Annotated in this window: 20 protein-coding genes; 5 read left to right on the top strand and 15 right to left on the bottom strand. The window is 32.3% G+C overall.

Annotated features, from left to right (window positions below):
* Positions 1–153: 153 nt before the first annotated feature.
* From ACFFGL_RS11935 to ACFFGL_RS11875, 13 genes are all read right to left on the bottom strand, one after another.
* Positions 154–387: a 2-dehydropantoate 2-reductase N-terminal domain-containing protein gene (locus tag ACFFGL_RS11935; protein WP_309730710.1), complete on the bottom strand. Its 234-nt coding sequence runs from the start codon at positions 385–387 to the stop codon at positions 154–156.
* Between the two features lie 445 nt (positions 388–832).
* Complete coding sequence (locus tag ACFFGL_RS11930) at positions 833–1,216, bottom strand: hypothetical protein (protein WP_309730712.1); 384 nt, start codon at positions 1,214–1,216, stop codon at positions 833–835.
* Between the two features lie 8 nt (positions 1,217–1,224).
* The gene (locus ACFFGL_RS11925; protein ID WP_309730713.1) at positions 1,225–1,611 is read right to left on the bottom strand and encodes a hypothetical protein; all 387 of its coding nucleotides are present in this window, start codon (positions 1,609–1,611) and stop codon (positions 1,225–1,227) included.
* Between the two features lie 2 nt (positions 1,612–1,613).
* A complete protein-coding gene (locus ACFFGL_RS11920) occupies positions 1,614–2,039 on the bottom strand; it encodes a GreA/GreB family elongation factor (RefSeq protein WP_309730714.1) in 426 nt (141 codons plus the stop codon).
* Positions 2,040–2,050: 11 nt separating this feature from the next.
* Positions 2,051–3,352: a Glu/Leu/Phe/Val family dehydrogenase gene (locus tag ACFFGL_RS11915; RefSeq protein WP_309730716.1), complete on the bottom strand. Its 1,302-nt coding sequence runs from the start codon at positions 3,350–3,352 to the stop codon at positions 2,051–2,053.
* A 305-nt stretch (positions 3,353–3,657) separates the two neighbouring features.
* Entirely contained in the window at positions 3,658–4,983 is a 1,326-nt protein-coding gene (locus tag ACFFGL_RS11910; RefSeq protein ID WP_309730718.1) for a sigma-54-dependent transcriptional regulator, read from the bottom strand.
* A 6-nt stretch (positions 4,984–4,989) separates the two neighbouring features.
* The gene (locus ACFFGL_RS11905; protein WP_309730720.1) at positions 4,990–6,063 is read right to left on the bottom strand and encodes a sensor histidine kinase; all 1,074 of its coding nucleotides are present in this window, start codon (positions 6,061–6,063) and stop codon (positions 4,990–4,992) included.
* Positions 6,064–6,363: 300 nt separating this feature from the next.
* Positions 6,364–9,360, bottom strand: a complete 2,997-nt coding sequence (locus ACFFGL_RS11900) for a DNA polymerase III subunit alpha (RefSeq protein ID WP_309730722.1) — start codon at positions 9,358–9,360, stop codon at positions 6,364–6,366.
* A gap of 1 nt (position 9,361) precedes the next feature.
* On the bottom strand, positions 9,362–10,579 hold the full coding sequence (dinB, locus tag ACFFGL_RS11895; protein WP_309730725.1) for a DNA polymerase IV: 1,218 nt from the start codon (positions 10,577–10,579) through the stop codon (positions 9,362–9,364).
* A gap of 151 nt (positions 10,580–10,730) precedes the next feature.
* Complete coding sequence (locus tag ACFFGL_RS11890; protein WP_309730727.1) at positions 10,731–11,126, bottom strand: hypothetical protein; 396 nt, start codon at positions 11,124–11,126, stop codon at positions 10,731–10,733.
* A gap of 1 nt (position 11,127) precedes the next feature.
* A complete protein-coding gene (locus tag ACFFGL_RS11885; protein ID WP_309730728.1) occupies positions 11,128–12,003 on the bottom strand; it encodes a relaxase/mobilization nuclease domain-containing protein in 876 nt (291 codons plus the stop codon).
* Positions 11,987–12,310 (bottom strand): plasmid mobilization protein, encoded by a 324-nt coding sequence (locus ACFFGL_RS11880; protein WP_309730730.1) that lies wholly within the window; start codon positions 12,308–12,310, stop codon positions 11,987–11,989. The genes ACFFGL_RS11885 and ACFFGL_RS11880 overlap by 17 nt, the downstream gene beginning before the upstream one ends.
* A 314-nt stretch (positions 12,311–12,624) precedes the next feature.
* A complete protein-coding gene (locus ACFFGL_RS11875) occupies positions 12,625–12,915 on the bottom strand; it encodes a helix-turn-helix domain-containing protein (RefSeq protein WP_309730732.1) in 291 nt (96 codons plus the stop codon).
* A gap of 306 nt (positions 12,916–13,221) precedes the next feature.
* Between ACFFGL_RS11875 and ACFFGL_RS11870 the strand changes: the two genes are divergently transcribed.
* From ACFFGL_RS11870 to ACFFGL_RS11855, 4 genes are all read left to right on the top strand, one after another.
* Complete coding sequence (locus ACFFGL_RS11870; protein ID WP_309730734.1) at positions 13,222–13,956, top strand: hypothetical protein; 735 nt, start codon at positions 13,222–13,224, stop codon at positions 13,954–13,956.
* Positions 13,957–13,958: 2 nt separating this feature from the next.
* Positions 13,959–14,453: a hypothetical protein gene (locus ACFFGL_RS11865; protein WP_309730735.1), complete on the top strand. Its 495-nt coding sequence runs from the start codon at positions 13,959–13,961 to the stop codon at positions 14,451–14,453.
* 15 nt (positions 14,454–14,468) lie between these two features.
* Positions 14,469–15,008, top strand: a complete 540-nt coding sequence (locus tag ACFFGL_RS11860; RefSeq protein WP_309730737.1) for a hypothetical protein — start codon at positions 14,469–14,471, stop codon at positions 15,006–15,008.
* A 76-nt stretch (positions 15,009–15,084) separates the two neighbouring features.
* Complete coding sequence (locus tag ACFFGL_RS11855) at positions 15,085–15,543, top strand: hypothetical protein (protein ID WP_309730740.1); 459 nt, start codon at positions 15,085–15,087, stop codon at positions 15,541–15,543.
* Between the two features lie 89 nt (positions 15,544–15,632).
* Here the strand turns inward: ACFFGL_RS11855 and ACFFGL_RS11850 are convergent, their stop codons facing one another.
* Positions 15,633–16,205 carry a GIY-YIG nuclease family protein gene (locus tag ACFFGL_RS11850; protein ID WP_309730743.1) on the bottom strand — a complete coding sequence of 191 codons (573 nt, stop codon included), beginning with the start codon at positions 16,203–16,205 and terminating at the stop codon, positions 15,633–15,635.
* A 196-nt stretch (positions 16,206–16,401) separates the two neighbouring features.
* The gene (locus ACFFGL_RS11845) at positions 16,402–16,956 is read right to left on the bottom strand and encodes a hypothetical protein (protein WP_309730745.1); all 555 of its coding nucleotides are present in this window, start codon (positions 16,954–16,956) and stop codon (positions 16,402–16,404) included.
* Positions 16,957–17,013: 57 nt separating this feature from the next.
* Here ACFFGL_RS11845 and ACFFGL_RS11840 point away from each other — a divergent pair, with 57 nt between their 5' ends.
* Entirely contained in the window at positions 17,014–17,247 is a 234-nt protein-coding gene (locus ACFFGL_RS11840) for a helix-turn-helix domain-containing protein (protein ID WP_378928504.1), read from the top strand.
* Positions 17,248–17,430 lie beyond the last annotated feature (183 nt).

Below are 17,430 nucleotides of genomic sequence, written 5' to 3'. Positions count from 1 at the left end.
GCGAACAGATTATTTATAAAAATGAAAGAAGCTTAATTAAATTAAGCTATCATTAGAGATTGCTAAAAACCGACCATTTAAATTCTAGTCTATGAGTACGCTACACTTGAAGTATAGAAAAAAATTAATTCGAAGTATTTTTAGGAGTACGCATCAGTATAGTTTATAAAAACCATTAGAGATAAAAGGTTGTTCAATACCCAAGCCATTTTGTAGAATAACAATTGGCGTATACGCTGCTTTCGCCTTTAATTTTTCAGCTAAGGCTTTGTTGCCAAAAGATTTAGTGGTCAGAATAATAATTCCCTCAAAAACGGAAAAATTATTCAGATAATTGAATTTAATAGTTGAAGTTAAAATTGTTCCTGTTTTTAGTTTTAGGGTCAATTTTTCACTGTATTCCTTTCCTTTAGCTACACTTCCACGAATAAGCTCTACATTTTTCCCATGTCAGGCTAAACATGCTGCAAGGGCTTTTCCAATCGCGCCGGCGCCAATAATATATAGTTTCATATTACAAGGATTAATGATCAGTAAATTACGCCCAAAACACACTTTTTTGAATAGTATAAGATGGAGATTTTTGCAAGGTATTGTATTAAAGAAACTATCCGCATGGTTAATTTTATGAAATAGGTTTTCATATCCTATTGACTGCTTATAAATCAGCGTATTTAGCTTGCTATTTTTAGTTCATCGTTAGCTATTTTAGTGAAAATTTATTGTTCTTCAAAAATAGGAGGCGGAACTATCCAGCACAATAAAACGATAATAATAATACCAATAATAATAGCGATGACTGCGTACTTTCGAAAACTCATTCCTCTGCTTTTTATCTAATATTATACTTGCTTAACTTCTTGTAAAAACGTATTTTAAAATCATAAAAATGCTTGTCGCTGTTTATATACTCAACTCTTTTCTTTTCGTGACGCTTAAAATCATACATTTCATGACTGTATTCCAAATTTTTTTTTAATTCTTGTTCATACTTACAAAAACTGGCGAAAACCAACGTATTTATACGCCTTACTTGTTGTAAACCGTATGCTGTTTCTGAATCTTGAATAATCTTTTTATGGATTAACTGAAGGTAATCCAATTCGTGATGGTTTTCTTCCAGTTTTGTCAGCCAATGTTGAAGCTCCATTAAATCTTTTTTTAGACATAATTTTTTGGTGTCACTTATTTTTTCAAGATTAGAATTCAAGAGCATAGCATGAGTTAGGTTATTAAATTAAATAGCTTTTCTTTTACCGCTCGATACTCAGAAATAAATCGGAAGTATTTACTTCGGTAAATTTCATGGTGGTGTATAAAAAGCCGATCACATTGCATATCATCACATTCATTAAGCAAGTCTCGGCTTTTACTATATTTTACCAAGGTTGATAGAAGTTGCTTATTTCTATTTTTCTTTCTATCGAGTTCTATTTCTAAAAAATAACATTCCTTTCTTTTATCTGCTTTACACAATTTGTGTAAATAGTCTATTTCTTTCGCAATAAAAATGAGATGACTTATCCAGTGTTCTAATTCTTTAGTATTTCTTTTATGCGAAATACTATGTTCGTCCTCGTGCAAAAAAATTGCTTGTGATTTATCATTCATAACTATATAGGGATATCTATTTTATTGGCTTCTATATCTTGTTTCACTTGCTGGATAACATACGGGGTTGGGGTTTCAAGGGTAAACGCTAACTCCAGAACGTCCCCTTCAGAATAGCCCATTAAGGCTATAGGAAGGGGGCTAAGTACAGATAACTTTTGCTTTCGAATGTTTTGTTCCATCGGGATAACTATTTGTAAAGGCATTGTAGAAGAATTGGAAATGGATTTAATAGTTAACTTGCTGTTTAACCTTACAATATCCGCAGGCATATCTTCTTCATCTACAATAATGGAATCCTCCAGTTTGAGCGCAAGCTTTTCTAAAGCCATTTTATGGGCTATCGTGTGGTCATATCCAGAGATATTAAGCAGTCTCTTCATGTACACATACTCCTTTTTTTCTATGATGTGGCTACCGTATTTCATAAGATTTGTTTTTAAGGAAAAAGCCCTCTTTGTATATAGGCCTTTTCTATTCGTTTAATCGCAATACAATAAGCGGCTTTCCGCATATCGATACCTTCTTTTTGCGCGTAGTAAAAAACACTATTAAAAGATTCTTCTAATTTTAGATCTAGCTTTTTTAAGGTATCGTCTAACTGCCAAATCTCTCCATTTTTGTTTTGAAGCCATTCAAAATAACTGGCAATCACTCCGCCAGAATTACAAAGGATATCAGGAATAATCGTAACGCTATTCTTCAACAGAATTTTCTCTGCTTCGTTGCTAATAGGGCCATTTGCACCTTCTGCGATAAGTTTAGCCTGAATCGTATCGGCGTTTTCTTCTGTGATTTGATTGCCTAATGCTGCCGGAATGATGATATCACAATCGAGCTGAAAAAAATGAGCACTATCGATAATTTCGGCTCTTGGAAACCCTCCAATGCGATTTTCATTAATATTTACATAGTCATTTAGCGAAGAAACATCAATCCCTTGTAGATTATATAGAGTCGCCGAAGCATCTTGTACACCTACTAAAATCGCTCCTTCTTTTTCTAAGAAGTTAGCTGCCCAATAGCCTACATTTCCAAAACCTTGCACGATAAATGTTTTGTTGAGCAAAGACTGGTTTTGCTTTTTTAAATACTTTTTAATACTTAAAAATACCCCGTAACCTGTTGCACGGTCTCTACCTTCAAGTCCACCTATGCCGTCTGGTTTTCCGGTCACCACATGCTGGTTGACAGATCTTTTAGCAGGTAAACGTGTACTCATAAATGTATCTGCCATCCAAGCCATAGTTTGACTGCTGGTGTTTACATCTGGCGCAGGAATATCATGATCCGGGCCAATATTATCTCCTAACGCATAGGTAAAGCGTCTTGTAATTCTTTCTAATTCGGTAATAGAATAGTTAGAAGGGTCTAGCTGAATTCCTCCTTTACCACCACCAAAGGGTAGCCCTGCCAAAGAGGTTTTCCATGTCATCCACATGGCCAAAGCACGGGCAGCATTAATATCTACTGTGGGGTGATAGCGCAATCCTCCTTTATAGGGGCCTAAAGCATTATTGTGTTGCACACGGTATCCCGTGAAAATTTCAACAGAGCCATCGTCCATTTTCACAGGGAAATGAAGTACGAGTTCGTTATTGGTAATTTTTAGAATTTTTTGAATATCACGATGTAAATTAATGTATTGAGCCGCGCTTGTAAACTGCTCCAATACGTTTTCCATCATTCCCTGAGAAACTTTTCCCTCAGGTTTTTGATCGTTTATTAAAGTTGTGTTCATAAATTTTTACTTAAATAATTAGGCGTTTTTAGTAGAGTGTTCATCACAAGACCAAACTTGATCTTTATGAAGGGTAAGCACACAGTAGTTTTTATGCCTACAGTTTTTACAAATAGAATGAATAGGGTCGATCATAGTACATTTAATTTTGATGTACTAAAGTCAATGGCTATACCAAATAAAAACGAATTTATATAAGAAGAGGGTGAGTTATTGAAATACAGTTAATTATAAATGATAAGGTATTTCAACCTAAGAATAAGAGTGGGTAAAAAAGTACCGTCTGGTACTTTTTTACCCGTTTTCTATTGATCGAGTTTTAACCGAATGGTCTTTCTATCGATCCCTAATATTTGGGCGGCTTTGGTTTTATTTTGATCGGTTGCCCGCAATACTTTTTGAATGTATTTTTTTTCCATCTCTTTTAAAGTGATGAACTCATCCTTGGGAAAGTCGATTTTATATTTTAAATGTTCGGGAAGATGATGAACATCAATAATTTTATCTGATAAAATAACCGCTCTTTGAATTACATTTTCTAATTCTCGAATGTTACCCGGCCAATGATACCTTTGTAAAACATTTAATGCTTCTGGGCTAATTTTTACAAACTTATCTTTATACTCTAATCCATATTTTAATAAAAACTTATCGACCAATAAGGGGATGTCTGCCTTTCGTTGACGTAGCGGCGGCACTTCGATTTCTACCACCACGAGACGGTAATACAAATCTTCCCTAAAAAGATCTTTTTTACTCATTTCTTTTAGGTTGCTATTGGTGGCTGCAATGATTCTTACATCTATTTTCTCGGGCTTTTGTGCACCCACTTTTATCACTTCTTTTTCCTGTAATACCCTTAGTAACCTATTTTGAACATTTAAAGGAGCATTACCAATTTCATCTAAAAAGATAGTTCCGCCATTTGCCGCTTGAAAGAAACCATTTCTATCAGTTTCAGCTCCTGTAAAGGCACCTTTTTTATATCCAAAAAGTTCAGCTTCTAATAAATTTTCGGGGATGGCACCGCAGTTAACCGCTATAAAAGCTTGTTTAGAAAATTTCCCTTCATAATGGATCGCCCGTGCCAAAAGCTCTTTTCCGGTTCCGCTTTCACCATGAATAAAAACGGTAGCTTTATTATCTTTTACACGCTCTATAATTTCAAAAATCTCTTGAATAGCCTGAGATTCACCGATGATTTCTTTCGGGAGTTTTTTAGCTGTTTGCGCTTTGTCTTTGGTAAAAGCAATGTGTTGTGTTTGCGACTGCATCGATTTTTCTACCGCCAACCTTAGCTCCTCTTTGGTAAAAGGTTTGGTAAGATAATCTGCAACTCCATTTTTAATAGCTTTTAAAGAATCTTGTACAGAAGGATAACCGGTCACAATTAATTTGGGTAGGTGAGGGTAGTGCTCACTTACAAATTTAATAAGCTCAAAACCATCTATTTGTGGCATTTTTAGATCGGTAATCAAAAGATCGATGTTCGTATCTTTTAAAATATTGACTGCTTCTTTAACAGAGACTGCTTTGAATACATGAAAATCCCAAGAACTCAAATGTCGGTGCAATAGCTCAACGATAGAAAGATCGTCATCTACCACTAATATATTTTCTCTTAATTTCATAAGATGTTAGTTGATCGGTAGTTTAATCTCAAAGGTAGCTCCTTTTTCTGTATTGTTTTTAGCACTAATACTTCCTTGATGACTCGCGACGATCCCGTGAACTACGCTTAACCCCAAGCCGGAACCCTCGCCAATAGGCTTGGTGGTAAAAAAGGGCTCAAAAAGTTTTTCTTTTGCTTCAGCCGTAAGTCCGCTTCCCTCGTCTTTCACGTTAATTATGATCTGTTCGTTCTTTTGAAATGCATTTATCTCTATAGTTCCTTGTTCCGGGGTAAAATAAATAGCATTCATAACTAAATTGAATAGTACTTGGGTAATTTGTAATGCATCTGCCTTTAAAAATAATTCTTCATTGGTTTTTAAAATACATTCAATTTGTTTTTTCCTAAGCGTGGGCCTTAACAAGTCGATGGCACTTTTAATGGTAGGGACAATATCAATGGTTTCCCGTGCTTGAGGCATTTCACAAGCAAAGAACATTAATTTTTTGACGACTTCCCTAGAGTAAATCGCATTTTGAATAATTTTATCTAAGTCTTTACTTTCTTCTTCTTGCTTACAGTTTTCTTTAAGAAGTTCTGAAAATCCTAATATATTCGTCAATGGAGTATTGAGTTCGTGGGCGATTCCTGCGGTAATTTCCCCTAAAATATTTAACCGGTCGGTACGTTCTACCTGGCGCCGTAAAGAATTTTCATTGTTTTTAACCTCAATTCTTTCCAATAGGTTACTAATTTTTAAAGCTACACTATCTATCAGTTGTTTCTCTTCTTTTAAAAAAGAGCTTTTTTCTTCTTTTAAGCTGGCTGTTAGGCTTCCTTTAGATTTATTAAATAGTTTGAGGGGACTGGTAATCTTAACCTCATAATTCATAGTACCGGTGGTATAAGAAATTCCTTCATAGGCAATTTCTATTTCGGTAAACTTAGGGTATTGAAAAGCTTTTTTTAAGCTCTTTAATATCGCGTTGAGGCTGTTGGGTAAAGAATGTATATCGGTATTCCCAATAATGGAAGAGATTTCATAAAGACAAGTAAGCTCTTTTATTCTTTCCCTTAATTTAAGTTCTGTACTGTTCATCAAGCTTAAGTTTTGCGATACGTTGAATAATATAAAATTAATTTAGATAATACTTATTAAGAGGAGAAGTAAAATTAAAAGTTTTTTAAAGTGAAAACAATTTATGTTGAAGTATAGTTGGTAATTAATCCAACTGAAGAAAAAGGAAAAACAAAAAAACTTTTATAGACAAAAAGTGTATAGATTGTTCTTTTAATGTCTATCTTTTACTATCACAGGGTATCGAATTTGTTCAATTTTGTTAAAAAATAAAATAACGAATAATATGAAAAACGATTAACGAAACACAAAACCTTCGATTTACTTATTCTGTCGTGGATCAGTAACAACTTCCATTCGGGAAATTGAGGTGATTTGAATATAAACATACCCTAAATCATTTTTTAGAACTCCTGTACAACGATAAATTCCTTTTCCACGAATTGGAAATTTTTCCGCAACTGTGGGAAAATGAACCGTATCAAAAATTGTAAACTCATAATCGTAAAATGTTCCGAAGTACATTTGTTTACCATTGCTTGTTTTTGTGCCTTTTAGGGTGATCAAATAACCGTAAACCGTAACGGTTGAACCGTCACAATTCATTAATGAACCGTCTTTTTGAACTGTACGGTTCATAAGACGGTTCATCGTCATTTTACTGGTTAATTTATACTTTAATAACTTAAATGGATGGTATAAATGAAAGCCTAATAATTCCAATTGATCATAAGCGTGCGTTAAAAAATTATGCTCAAAAGAAGGAAGCTGAAATTGTTTTGGTGGATTAGAAAATAACCGATTTTGATGTTCGTTTACTTTTTGTTTATTTAAAATAAAATGGGCTTTCCATAGCAATTCGTGTTTCTCTTTTTTCAGAAAACGAAACGCATTTATCTTTATTAAAATGCTGATTTGTTCAATAGAAATTAATATACGATCTAAAAAGTTTTCCAGCGAGGTAAAACTTCCATAAAACTGACGGTTTTCTAATATTCGTTGAATGGTCTTTTGTTCCAATTCTTTTAAATAACCAAAACCTAAATAAATAGCTTTCCAGTGAATCGTAGTAGGATGATCACTTTTATTAATACAAGGCGGATGAACCGTTCCGCCTTTATTCCTAATTTCTTGTAAATAAGTTTCAATAGAATAAAAACCACCGCCATTATTAATCGCAGCGACCATAAATTCTAGTGGAAAATAACATTTTAAATATAAACTCTGATAACTTTCTACTGCATAGGAAGCAGAATGTCCTTTTGGAAATGCATAACCGGCAAATGAGGAAATTTGCGTCCAGATTTCTTCAGTTAACGCTTCAGCATAATTTCTGGCTTTACAATTTTTTCGAAACTTCTCCTCTATTTTTTCCATTTGCCCTTTGGAAGTTTTCTTCCCACTCATTCCCCTTCGTAATACATCGGCATCATCCAAATCTAATCCTGCAAAATGATGAGCTACTTTCATCACATCTTCTTGATAAACCATTACACCGTAAGTATCTGGCATAATTTCATATAAAACAGGATGCGCTTCTTTTCGTTTCTCAGGAAAGCGATGACGTTGGACAAATTCTTCTTTCATTCCCGCGCTGGAAACCCCAGGTCTAATCACTGAACTTGCAGCCACAAGGTTTAAATAATTATCGGTTTGAAGTTTCGTGAGTAAACCACGCATTGCCGGTGATTCTACATAGAAAACGCCCATACAATCCCCAATTTTTAGTAGATTATTGATGTTTTTATCATTTTTAAAAGCTTGAATATTTTCAATATCTTCTAACCTAGCTTCAGGTTGATTTTCTTTAATCAATTCAATCGCATCGGTAATTTTAGAAAGTCCTCGTTGTGCTAGAATATCAAATTTGTGAATTCCGACATCTTCAGCAATGTGCATATCAATTTGAATGGTGGCAAATCCTTTAGGAGGTAAAATAGTAGCTGCATATTGATGTACCGTTTCATTTAAGATTAAAATTCCGCCGGAATGAACACTTACATAATTCGGAAAACCTTCTATGTAAGAACTGTATTTCAAAACGAGTTTTTCTAAATGATCGAGTTGCTGAAAATTATAATATCCTGAAGAAAGTTTATCGATATTTTCTTTAGGTAAGCCAAAGACTTTTCCCAATTCTCTAGCGACCGCTTTTCGTTTAAAGGTAACATAGGTTCCCATTAACGCGGTATGTTTATACCTTTTAAAAATATATTCCGTAACATCATTGCGATCTTTCCAAGAAAAATCAATATCAAAATCGGGTGGTGAGCTTCGGTTCGGATTTATAAACCGTTCAAAATATAGATCGAGTTCAATAGGATCTACATTGGTAATTCCTAAAATATAAGCTACAATCGAATTGGCTCCGCTTCCTCTACCGATAAAAGGATAGTTCTTTTGTTTTGCATATTCTATAATATCTAAATTGATTAAAAAATAAGAGACAAAACCGAGTTTAATTATGGCATTTAATTCCCGTTCCAAACGTTCTAATATATAAGTTGAGGGATTTGAATAACGTTTTTCTAACCGCTTTTGACAAAGATTTTTAAGTAGTTGCTCATCTTCGGTTTTAGAACTAGTATAGACTTTTAAATTCTGGTTTAATCCTTTTCCGAATTCAAATTGAACATCACAATTGTCAACAAGTGCTTGCGTGTTTTGTAGAATCCAGGGATAATCTTCAAACTGTTGAATAAGTTCATTTTGAGGAATCATTTTATCAGCTTCATTCGCCTGTTGATCTACCGGAAGTTTGCTTAGAATTGTATTTAAATCGATAGCACGCAATAATCGATGAGTATTGAAATCTTTTTTATTTCGAAAAGTAACCGGTTGTTGAAAAACAATTTTTGACTGAAAATGTTCTTTGGTATACTTTGAAAATTTAAACTGATTAAAGTTCTGAAGACTTATTCCTATTCGTTCAAATTCTGTAAAGGTGGTTTTCTGAAGTTTTAGAGCTTTTTCAAAAGGATAAATAAAATAGCAATCCTTTAGATTTGGGGCTTCATCTGGAAATTCTTTTTTATGATGCAGGTGTTCTGATAAAAAGTTGTTCAACTGCAAATAACCGTTACGGTTCATCGCGATTCCTACATAACATTGGTGATGCTCGTTTCTAAAATCAATTCCTATTAAGGGTTTAATTCCATAGCTGGGAGCAATTCGTAAAAAATTAAGGCAAGCAGATGTATTATTAATATCGGTAATTGTGACGGTTAGTACACCATTTAATTGTGCAAGTTTACAGAGCTGTTCTTCAGAAAAAGTTCCGTAGTGAAGTGAAAACCAAGTATGACAATTTAAATACATGTTATTGTTTCCGATGTGCTAAAACAATGGGTGGTTCTCCATTAAACGGGTTTTGCATTCCGCCAATGGTACGGGTTCCTAAGGTGGAAGCGCGTAGGACACTTTTTTCACCAAAACGGTTCTTTATTTTATCTAAGGATTGATAGAGATCAAGCATTTTTTGAGAATCGTCAAATAAATTGATTTGATAATTTCCACCTACAATTCCTGAATATCGAACCCCGATTAACCGAATAAGTATTCTTCGATGATAAAGTTTATGAAAAAGCTCTAAAGCTTTTGGAATTAAAATATGATCTGCACTGGTATAAGGTATTTTTACTTGTTTAGAATAGGTTTGATAATCGGAATACCGAATTTTAACGCTGATCGTGGAAGTTAATTTATTTCCGTTGCGAAGTTGATAAGCTAAACTTTCTGCCATCGCTTGAATGGGAGCCGTTAAACGGTTCATATCAATGGTATCTTTATTGAATGTGCGCTCGGTTGAAATGGATTTGCGTTCGTGAAATGGAATAATGGGTGTATTATCAATCCCTTGCGCACGTAACCAAATGGTTTTTCCATTTTTACCTAAAACACTTTCCAACATTTCTACCGGCATTTCTTGAATGGTATGAATATGTTGTACCCCTAACTGAATTAATTTTTGATAGGTTTTATTCCCTACCATGGGTATTTTTTTAACCGATAAGGGAGCTAGAAATGGTTTTTCGGTTCCAATTTCAATAATACGTTGATTATTTGGTTTGGCTTCTCCGGTAGCAATTTTGGAAACTACTTTATTTTGAGAAAGTCCGATGGAAATAGGTAAGCCACTTTCTTTGATAATTTTATGACGTAATTCTCCGGCAAATTTATAGGTTCCAAAAAAACGATCCATTCCGGTAAGGTCTGCATAAAATTCATCTACACTTGCCTTTTCAAAGGCAGGAACTTCTGATTTAATAATTTCAGTAATAAGATGTGAGTATTTTGTATAAGTGGATGCATTTCCTTTAATAACCGTCGCATGCGGACATAAGTTTCGTGCAACTTTCATTGACATTCCGCTGTGAACGCCAAACTTCCGTGTTTCGTAACTACACGCTGCAACCACGCCACGATCCCCCAATCCACCCACTAAAAGTGGTTTATTCATTAATTCACTATTAATTAAACGTTCTACAGATACAAAAAAGGTATCTAAATCGAGATGGAGAATGGACTTGGTTTTCATAATTTGGATATTTTCCTTTTTTAAGGATATTTTCCAAAATTAGAAAATTATATTTTAAATAGGAATGAGTAAATTCTTAAAATTTAGGAAATCTATTTATGCTACTGAAACCTAAATAACTTTCGTTTTTATGCAAATATTTATCGAGCAGTTATACGCATTTGATCCATACAATTATTGTTGTCAAAATGGTAAAGAAGATGATATAAAACAATGAAATAGCTCTTTTATAGGAAAGAGGGTCGAGGGTTATATGCCTTATGCATTCAATTTCTGTGGGTATTTTATTCATATAATACTCCACACTATTATTATATTTATTCATTTCTTGAAAGTGACTTTCCACAATTATACGGTGAGATTTTAAAACTTCACCATGATTTACTAAATCTTCATAAACCTTATGAGAGACTTCTTTTATTTCACCCGTTAGTTCTCCTACTTCCTTATGATCCTTTAGCAATTCTTTTTTCTCCTTTTCCTCCTGTTGCAAATAATCAATTAGTAAATTTAATTTTTGCTCGATATTTCTTATTTCTTTTTCCATATTAGAGAGTTTTTCCTTTACGTTTATTTTTTTTCTTTTTCTTTTTTCGGTTTAGTTCTTCTTGTTCTTCGTGATATTGTGTTTGTTGAGAATTTAAAAGCTCTTCTGCAGTCCCCAGAACTGTTTCTGTTAGATCTTTTAAACTCCTACTGGGCTCAATTAGATAATAAGAGTTTGAAATGTTTTGCTGATTTAAACTTAGCCGATCCTTAATACCTTGTAGACTGTATTCTCTCGCTATAGCGCTTCCCTTAACTTTTGCTCCATTTGTCTTATTTACAAAAGTGATTCCTCGCCCTGTAAGTACTTTATAATTAGATTTCAAAAGCTCGTTTTTAAAACTTTCCAACTCCACACAGTCCTGTAAAGCTTGCTCAATGATAATTTTCAATTCACTTTTCATTTTATTTTTATTTTTCCCTTTGGTATTTGAGAGTTGTTGCAAACCATATTTGCTTTCTAATTTTCTACAGATTTCTAATGAGCGCCTTCCTGTGTAACTTGTTTCCAAAGCTTTTCCATCTCTCGTAATTCGGTTGAGGGCTATATGTATATGTTTATGTTTCTGCGTGTCGGGATGGCGAATAGCTATCCATTGTTCCGCTTTTCCTTCAAAAAAACTTTTTATAAAATCACGACAAATCGTATCAAGTTTTTCATTATCAATTTTGTCCTTATTACCGAATGAAAGAATGATATGAAAGTTTTGTTTTTTACATCTTGAATTAAAATATTGCCTTTTTTTAAATTCTTTGGAAATGTATTTAGGGTCAGAAATTGGTAAGACTTCATTGCTATCCATCACTAAATGTTTCTTATTAGTTAGGTAATTCATCAATCCAGAAATGCTATGATTGAGTTCAACTTTTGCGATCATAATACTGATTGATTTTTTGTACGAGCTGTAACAGTTCATTAATTATTTCTTGAATTTTAAATTGTTCAGAAAGCTGAAATTTCTTCTTATACTTAATCAGCATCCAAAGGTTTCTTCCAATTATGGAAAGTTCGTTTTTCAGCTTTTCTGCATGTTCATCAGGCTCCCATTTGATGGGAATTGGTTTATTTAAAATAGCTGAAATTACTACTTGTGTAATAGAGGTTTCATACTTTTTAGCTTTCATTTCAATGGCGGTTTTTTCAATTGCCGTAAGGCGTAATTGTATTCGATGATTTTTTTTCATTTGTATGAGCTTTAGCGAATAATCTTAGTTTTGTACTCACGTTAAGGAGTGCAAAAACACCACTTGCTGCAACTAAAAGTTGCCCAAGCTTTATAAAAGCTTGTTTATTCCCTTTTTGTTTAAATAAAGTCCATTTTCGAAAACAAAATTCTTATTAGAACTTTTACCAAAGAGTCTATAATAATTTTAAAAGGGAAAATTTATAAATGATTATTCAGTAGATTTAAAATCGTAATTTTAGGTGCTATCTTCTTCAGAAATTCAGTTTAAAAAAGTTTTCTGAATTTGCTTCGGAATAACAAAAGGGAAATAAATCACCTTTTTGAATCTATCATTTTATCCAAATCGTCAGCTTTAAAGTAAACCCGACCTTCGATTCGAATAGGATGTAGAATTCCTTTTTTCTCCCATGCGTAAATGGTAGGTCGACTGGTTTTAAAAATTTTTAAAACTTGTGTCATGGTATAGAGTTTTTCCTTTTCCGCTTTTTGAGTTTTTTCTTCGTTCGATAGTTTCTCAAATCGTGTTTGCAATTCTTCATATCGTGTGAGCGGTATAAATTCTTGCATTCCTTTCTCTGTTACGAGCATTAATTTTGGCTTCATAATTCAAAATAATTTGTTGTTAATTGATGTCAAATGTAGGCGCAAGTAATAGTGAAGAACAAAGGTTAGGGAATTGCAAATTTCAATTCCCTAACCTTTGGATTTTTAAAACTTTTATAAGAAAACGGATATCAAAGGTTTACAGTCTTACTGACCTTAAATAGATAAAAAAAATGAAAAAAAAATTTCTTCAGAAAATATTAATTACATAAGTTTGAATTGATAACTAATTGAATATCAATAATATGTGTATCAGGTTAAAAAAAACACATATTATTAATATACATACGAAAAACAATTGAATAAATGAAAGATTATCTACCTAATGTTTTTTTTAATAAAAATAATTTTGAAAATTTTTATTCAAATTTTAGTATTCCTTTATCTTCCCAAGATGACAAGTCGATTATCTGCAACCTAGCTTACCACCAGTTATTTTATTCAAATAATGACAAAGAATTTAGTTTAACCTATTTTGAATACGCAGCTTTATGCTTTATGTATAAATCTTTGGACGAACTTGATTCTTATAAAAAGTCATTATTAGAAGGTTTGAGAAAAGAAAAAATAAAATTTAAAAACATAGTGTTCAACGAAGCCTATCTGAATGTAGCTACTGAGTTACTAGTTGAACCTATTACGGGTATTAGAATGTTCCAATTCGGAAATTATATTTCTAAATTTCTATCAACTCTTTTATTTAAAAACATTAACACCGAACATAAAAAATCTTTTTTAGTAGAAGCGAAGTCTAACAATAGAACCCTACAAAATCATTTTTATAATGCATTAGATAGATGTGAACGATTTCATTCAGATATGTCAAAAAAAGAATTTTTATTCATTTCTCAGGCTTTTAAAAACGAATTCAGGCAAAATTCTACATATGGAAGACAACTATTACTAGGACTTGAGTTTCTTGAAAACCCTCATCTATATAATGAAAAACTAGGTGTGTACTCAAAGTTTATTTATGAAATCATCAGAAATGGTATGCAACAAAAAATTGAAAAAAATATTTCAAAAGGACCAAATTTATAATTATGAACGCAAAAATTAAAGAACAAATAAAATATGAAAAAATGGTCGATAGCTTTACAAATTTAATTAATAATAATAAGGAAGTTTTCTCGATGGAGGAAATGAGAAATGCAATGGAAGAAGCATTTAAAATAAAGGAAGTCTCTACTAAATTACCTAAGAAATTAAAAATCTCAGCTCGAAAGGGTATAATTGTTTATATGGAAAGGATGTTTCAAAAGGGAAGTATCCGATCGGATTTTACTCTTGACCAATTAATCAGAAAAGTTAAGGTGATTTATAATATCACTTCTGCTGATAAACAGAAACTTAAAGATGTAGATCACATCCACCCCTACGATCCATGCTATAAATTTAAAGAATGTTACCATTTGAAAAGAGGCTACCGAGATGCATTAAACGATATAATCGTCCTTGAGAAAAGCTTAAAACTGGAAGAAGAGGTTTATGAATCCATAGATTCAATTCTAGAGGAAGTAATAATTTGTTCAAAATAACTTAAATGTAAAGAAATGGAAAATAATATAGAGAGACTGGAGAGAAAAATTGACTTATTAATCCAGAGAACTCATCAAAAAGATGCATCGATTAATAAAGTAGCAAATGCTTTTAAAGGAATAAAAGCCCACGAATTGAACAATGAATTTAAAAAGTATAATAAAAAAATAGAAAATGATCAGAAGTTTTATCGTGAACTTTTAGAAATTCAAAATGAAAATCTGAATTCCCACAAAAAGCTAAAAGAGGAGCTTAGAAAGCTTATAAACCTTATCCCAAAACGTCCCAACAAAAGAGAAATTATTTTTAATGAAGATTCTAAAAAAAATTTAAAATCCCTTTTATATTCGATTTCTATAACTACTGTCATTGTGTTCTATGGTTTTACTTTTATTGAACAAGCAAGAGAAAAAACTATGTATCAAATAGCTTATCTACAACTTTATCATGAATCTTCAGAGGAAGGTCAAATTAAGTTAGAGAATCGGTTAATTGAAGCTGCAAATAAGCATAGCTGGTATGAGAATGCTCTCATTTATATCGAGAATTGGTAAATTTTTATTTTACATAATAACGTTATTTCTTTGCGGTACTACTCAAAAAGTTTTATCTTGATAAAAAAGGTTAGCTATGTTTACAAATGCAGAAATAGATTGGTTATACCGAGAATACCTTGACAATTATGAAGAACACGAAGATTATTACCAACTAGAGGAACATACCGGTAAAGATCTTTACCGTTTTATTGTGAGTTATTTAAATAAAGCTCATCCCAAATGGAATACAAATAGTGAACTTGGTCGGTGTGCTGCAAGCGCTGTATTAAACTTAATGAACAATTTATCTGAATATGAAGAAAAATACTCCCGAAGTGAATTAGAACAGGAAATAGAGTATGAATATCAATCAATGAAAACTTTTCATCAAAATTGTTTTATCGATGAATGTTTAGAAAAAATAAGTAGAATTGAAGAAGAAAGCAAACACATTCAGGGGCGTGATCCAATTGAAATTAATACTGACCAGTTTATTGAAAAAGCTAAGGAAAAGGTAATTTACAATTTTAAGGAACCTTTTCTAGCTCTTTAGATTATTTTCATAGGGTTTACCTAAACTAATCAAAAAAGAAATATAATCAATTCTCTTGGATGATTTATTAGACAAGGGAAAAGAATGCTTTATACTTTAAAAAAATGCTGATAATCTTGGATTGGGTTATCTTTCCGATCAAAACCATTTCTGACTGCATATTCGTATATAGCCTGATTATATATTTCTAATACATTTAAATCGTTTTCGTTGCAATACTCAACAAGATCTTCTGCAAGTACGCGAGAAAGTAAATTTAAGGTAATTTCTATCGGAAAATAAACTTTAGGAAGTTTATGATTATACAAACCACAAGTATCAATTCCTTTGTAAATTTTATATTTCATTCCATAATCTTTCTGATCACTTATATATTGTAAGATTAAATTAAGGCAATTGTCTTGTCTGAACTCCTGCTTTCCCGCAAAATCAATATCCTTGCTAAAATGATACTTAAAATCCAAGGTGATCTCTAAAAGGTTTCTTTCTAATAATGTTATTTTTCTTTTGCTAGAATTGGTGACTATTCTAGATTGATAATAATCAACGTTAAATCCAGTCTTTTTTTCGATTTGAGATATTCGATAAATAAGATTAGTAGTGACCCCGATTTTTATTTTCTTATGGTTCTTAAATTTTAGGATATAAAGTAATGTACTCATGCTGACGATTTTAAGGATTTTCATTATTTAAAAAGCGTGGAACTGAACTCGCTGATTCCAAAGGTATCGCCAGACACCTATCACTAAACAAGCACAGCCCACGCCGTTTTGTAATCTATTTATCTTGAATTTAATGATTAAATATTGGCGATATTCTGGAATCAATTCATAATAAGATGCTATGTTATTTTAATTATTAATTCCAATCCACAGATATGTTTCTAATTTCAATTCTATAATTTTTTCGATCTCTATTTCCTCTTAAATTCAGTAAATAATAATTCAATCCTATATAGGATAATTGAGTGGTACCGGGAAGAACATTTTGAAATTTAATTTGCCCTTGAACCGCAACGTTGGTTGGTACTTTTACGCTTATTACTCCCCGATGAAGTTGGTTCGGAGAATTAGGAAAAGTGGCCGATTTAAACTCTAGACCTTCCCCTACAATATTATATGCTATGGGTTTTCCCGACGCGAGATGAAGATCAAACTCTTTATTAACAAGTTCATGTTTTATTAAAAACTTGAGCGTGATAGTTTGTGCATCTGTAGATCCCGTTACAGAAATAACTTTAAAATCTAAATCATCATTGCTGTTGACTATTTCTATATCTGCATTGGTATTTAAGAGACTACACGTGGAATTAATCTCCTGCAAATATTCAATTTCGTTTTGTAATTCTTCAGTGGTTTGAGCTTTGAGCAAAGATGAAGCACATAGCAAGATAGATATAAAAATTTTCTTCATATAAATGACGTTTTTGTCATTACAAATATTAATAAAAATTTCCATTTTCCCAAATCAATGGGAGAACAGATTAGAAATATTGAGTTACTAGAAAAAATTGCTTTAAAGATTAAAGCATTACGAAATGAAAAAGGGCTTACTCAAGAAGAAGTCTATAATGATCTCGGAATCCATATTGCAAGAATTGAAGCTAACAGATCCAATATTACGGTTAGTACCCTTTCCGAAATCTGTAAGTATTTTTCAATTTCTTTGAAAGATCTTTTTGGAGAAATTGAAAACACCAAATAAATCTTCCAGAATTTAGTCATTGAAATAACAGGTAATTTTCAATAATCAACCTTAAATGTTTCTTAAATAATTAATCAGTCTGAAGGCTTCCCTGTTTTTCATACAGTTTAAAAATCAACTATTTTTAAGTTATGAAGAAAAGCAGATTTACAGAAGCACAAATAATTGCAATGCTTCAACAGT

The sequence above is a fragment of the Mesonia maritima genome, assembly GCF_042433895.1.
GTDB classification, from domain to species: Bacteria; Bacteroidota; Bacteroidia; order Flavobacteriales; family Flavobacteriaceae; genus Mesonia; species Mesonia maritima.
This window is presented reverse-complemented; position numbering and strand designations above follow the sequence as displayed.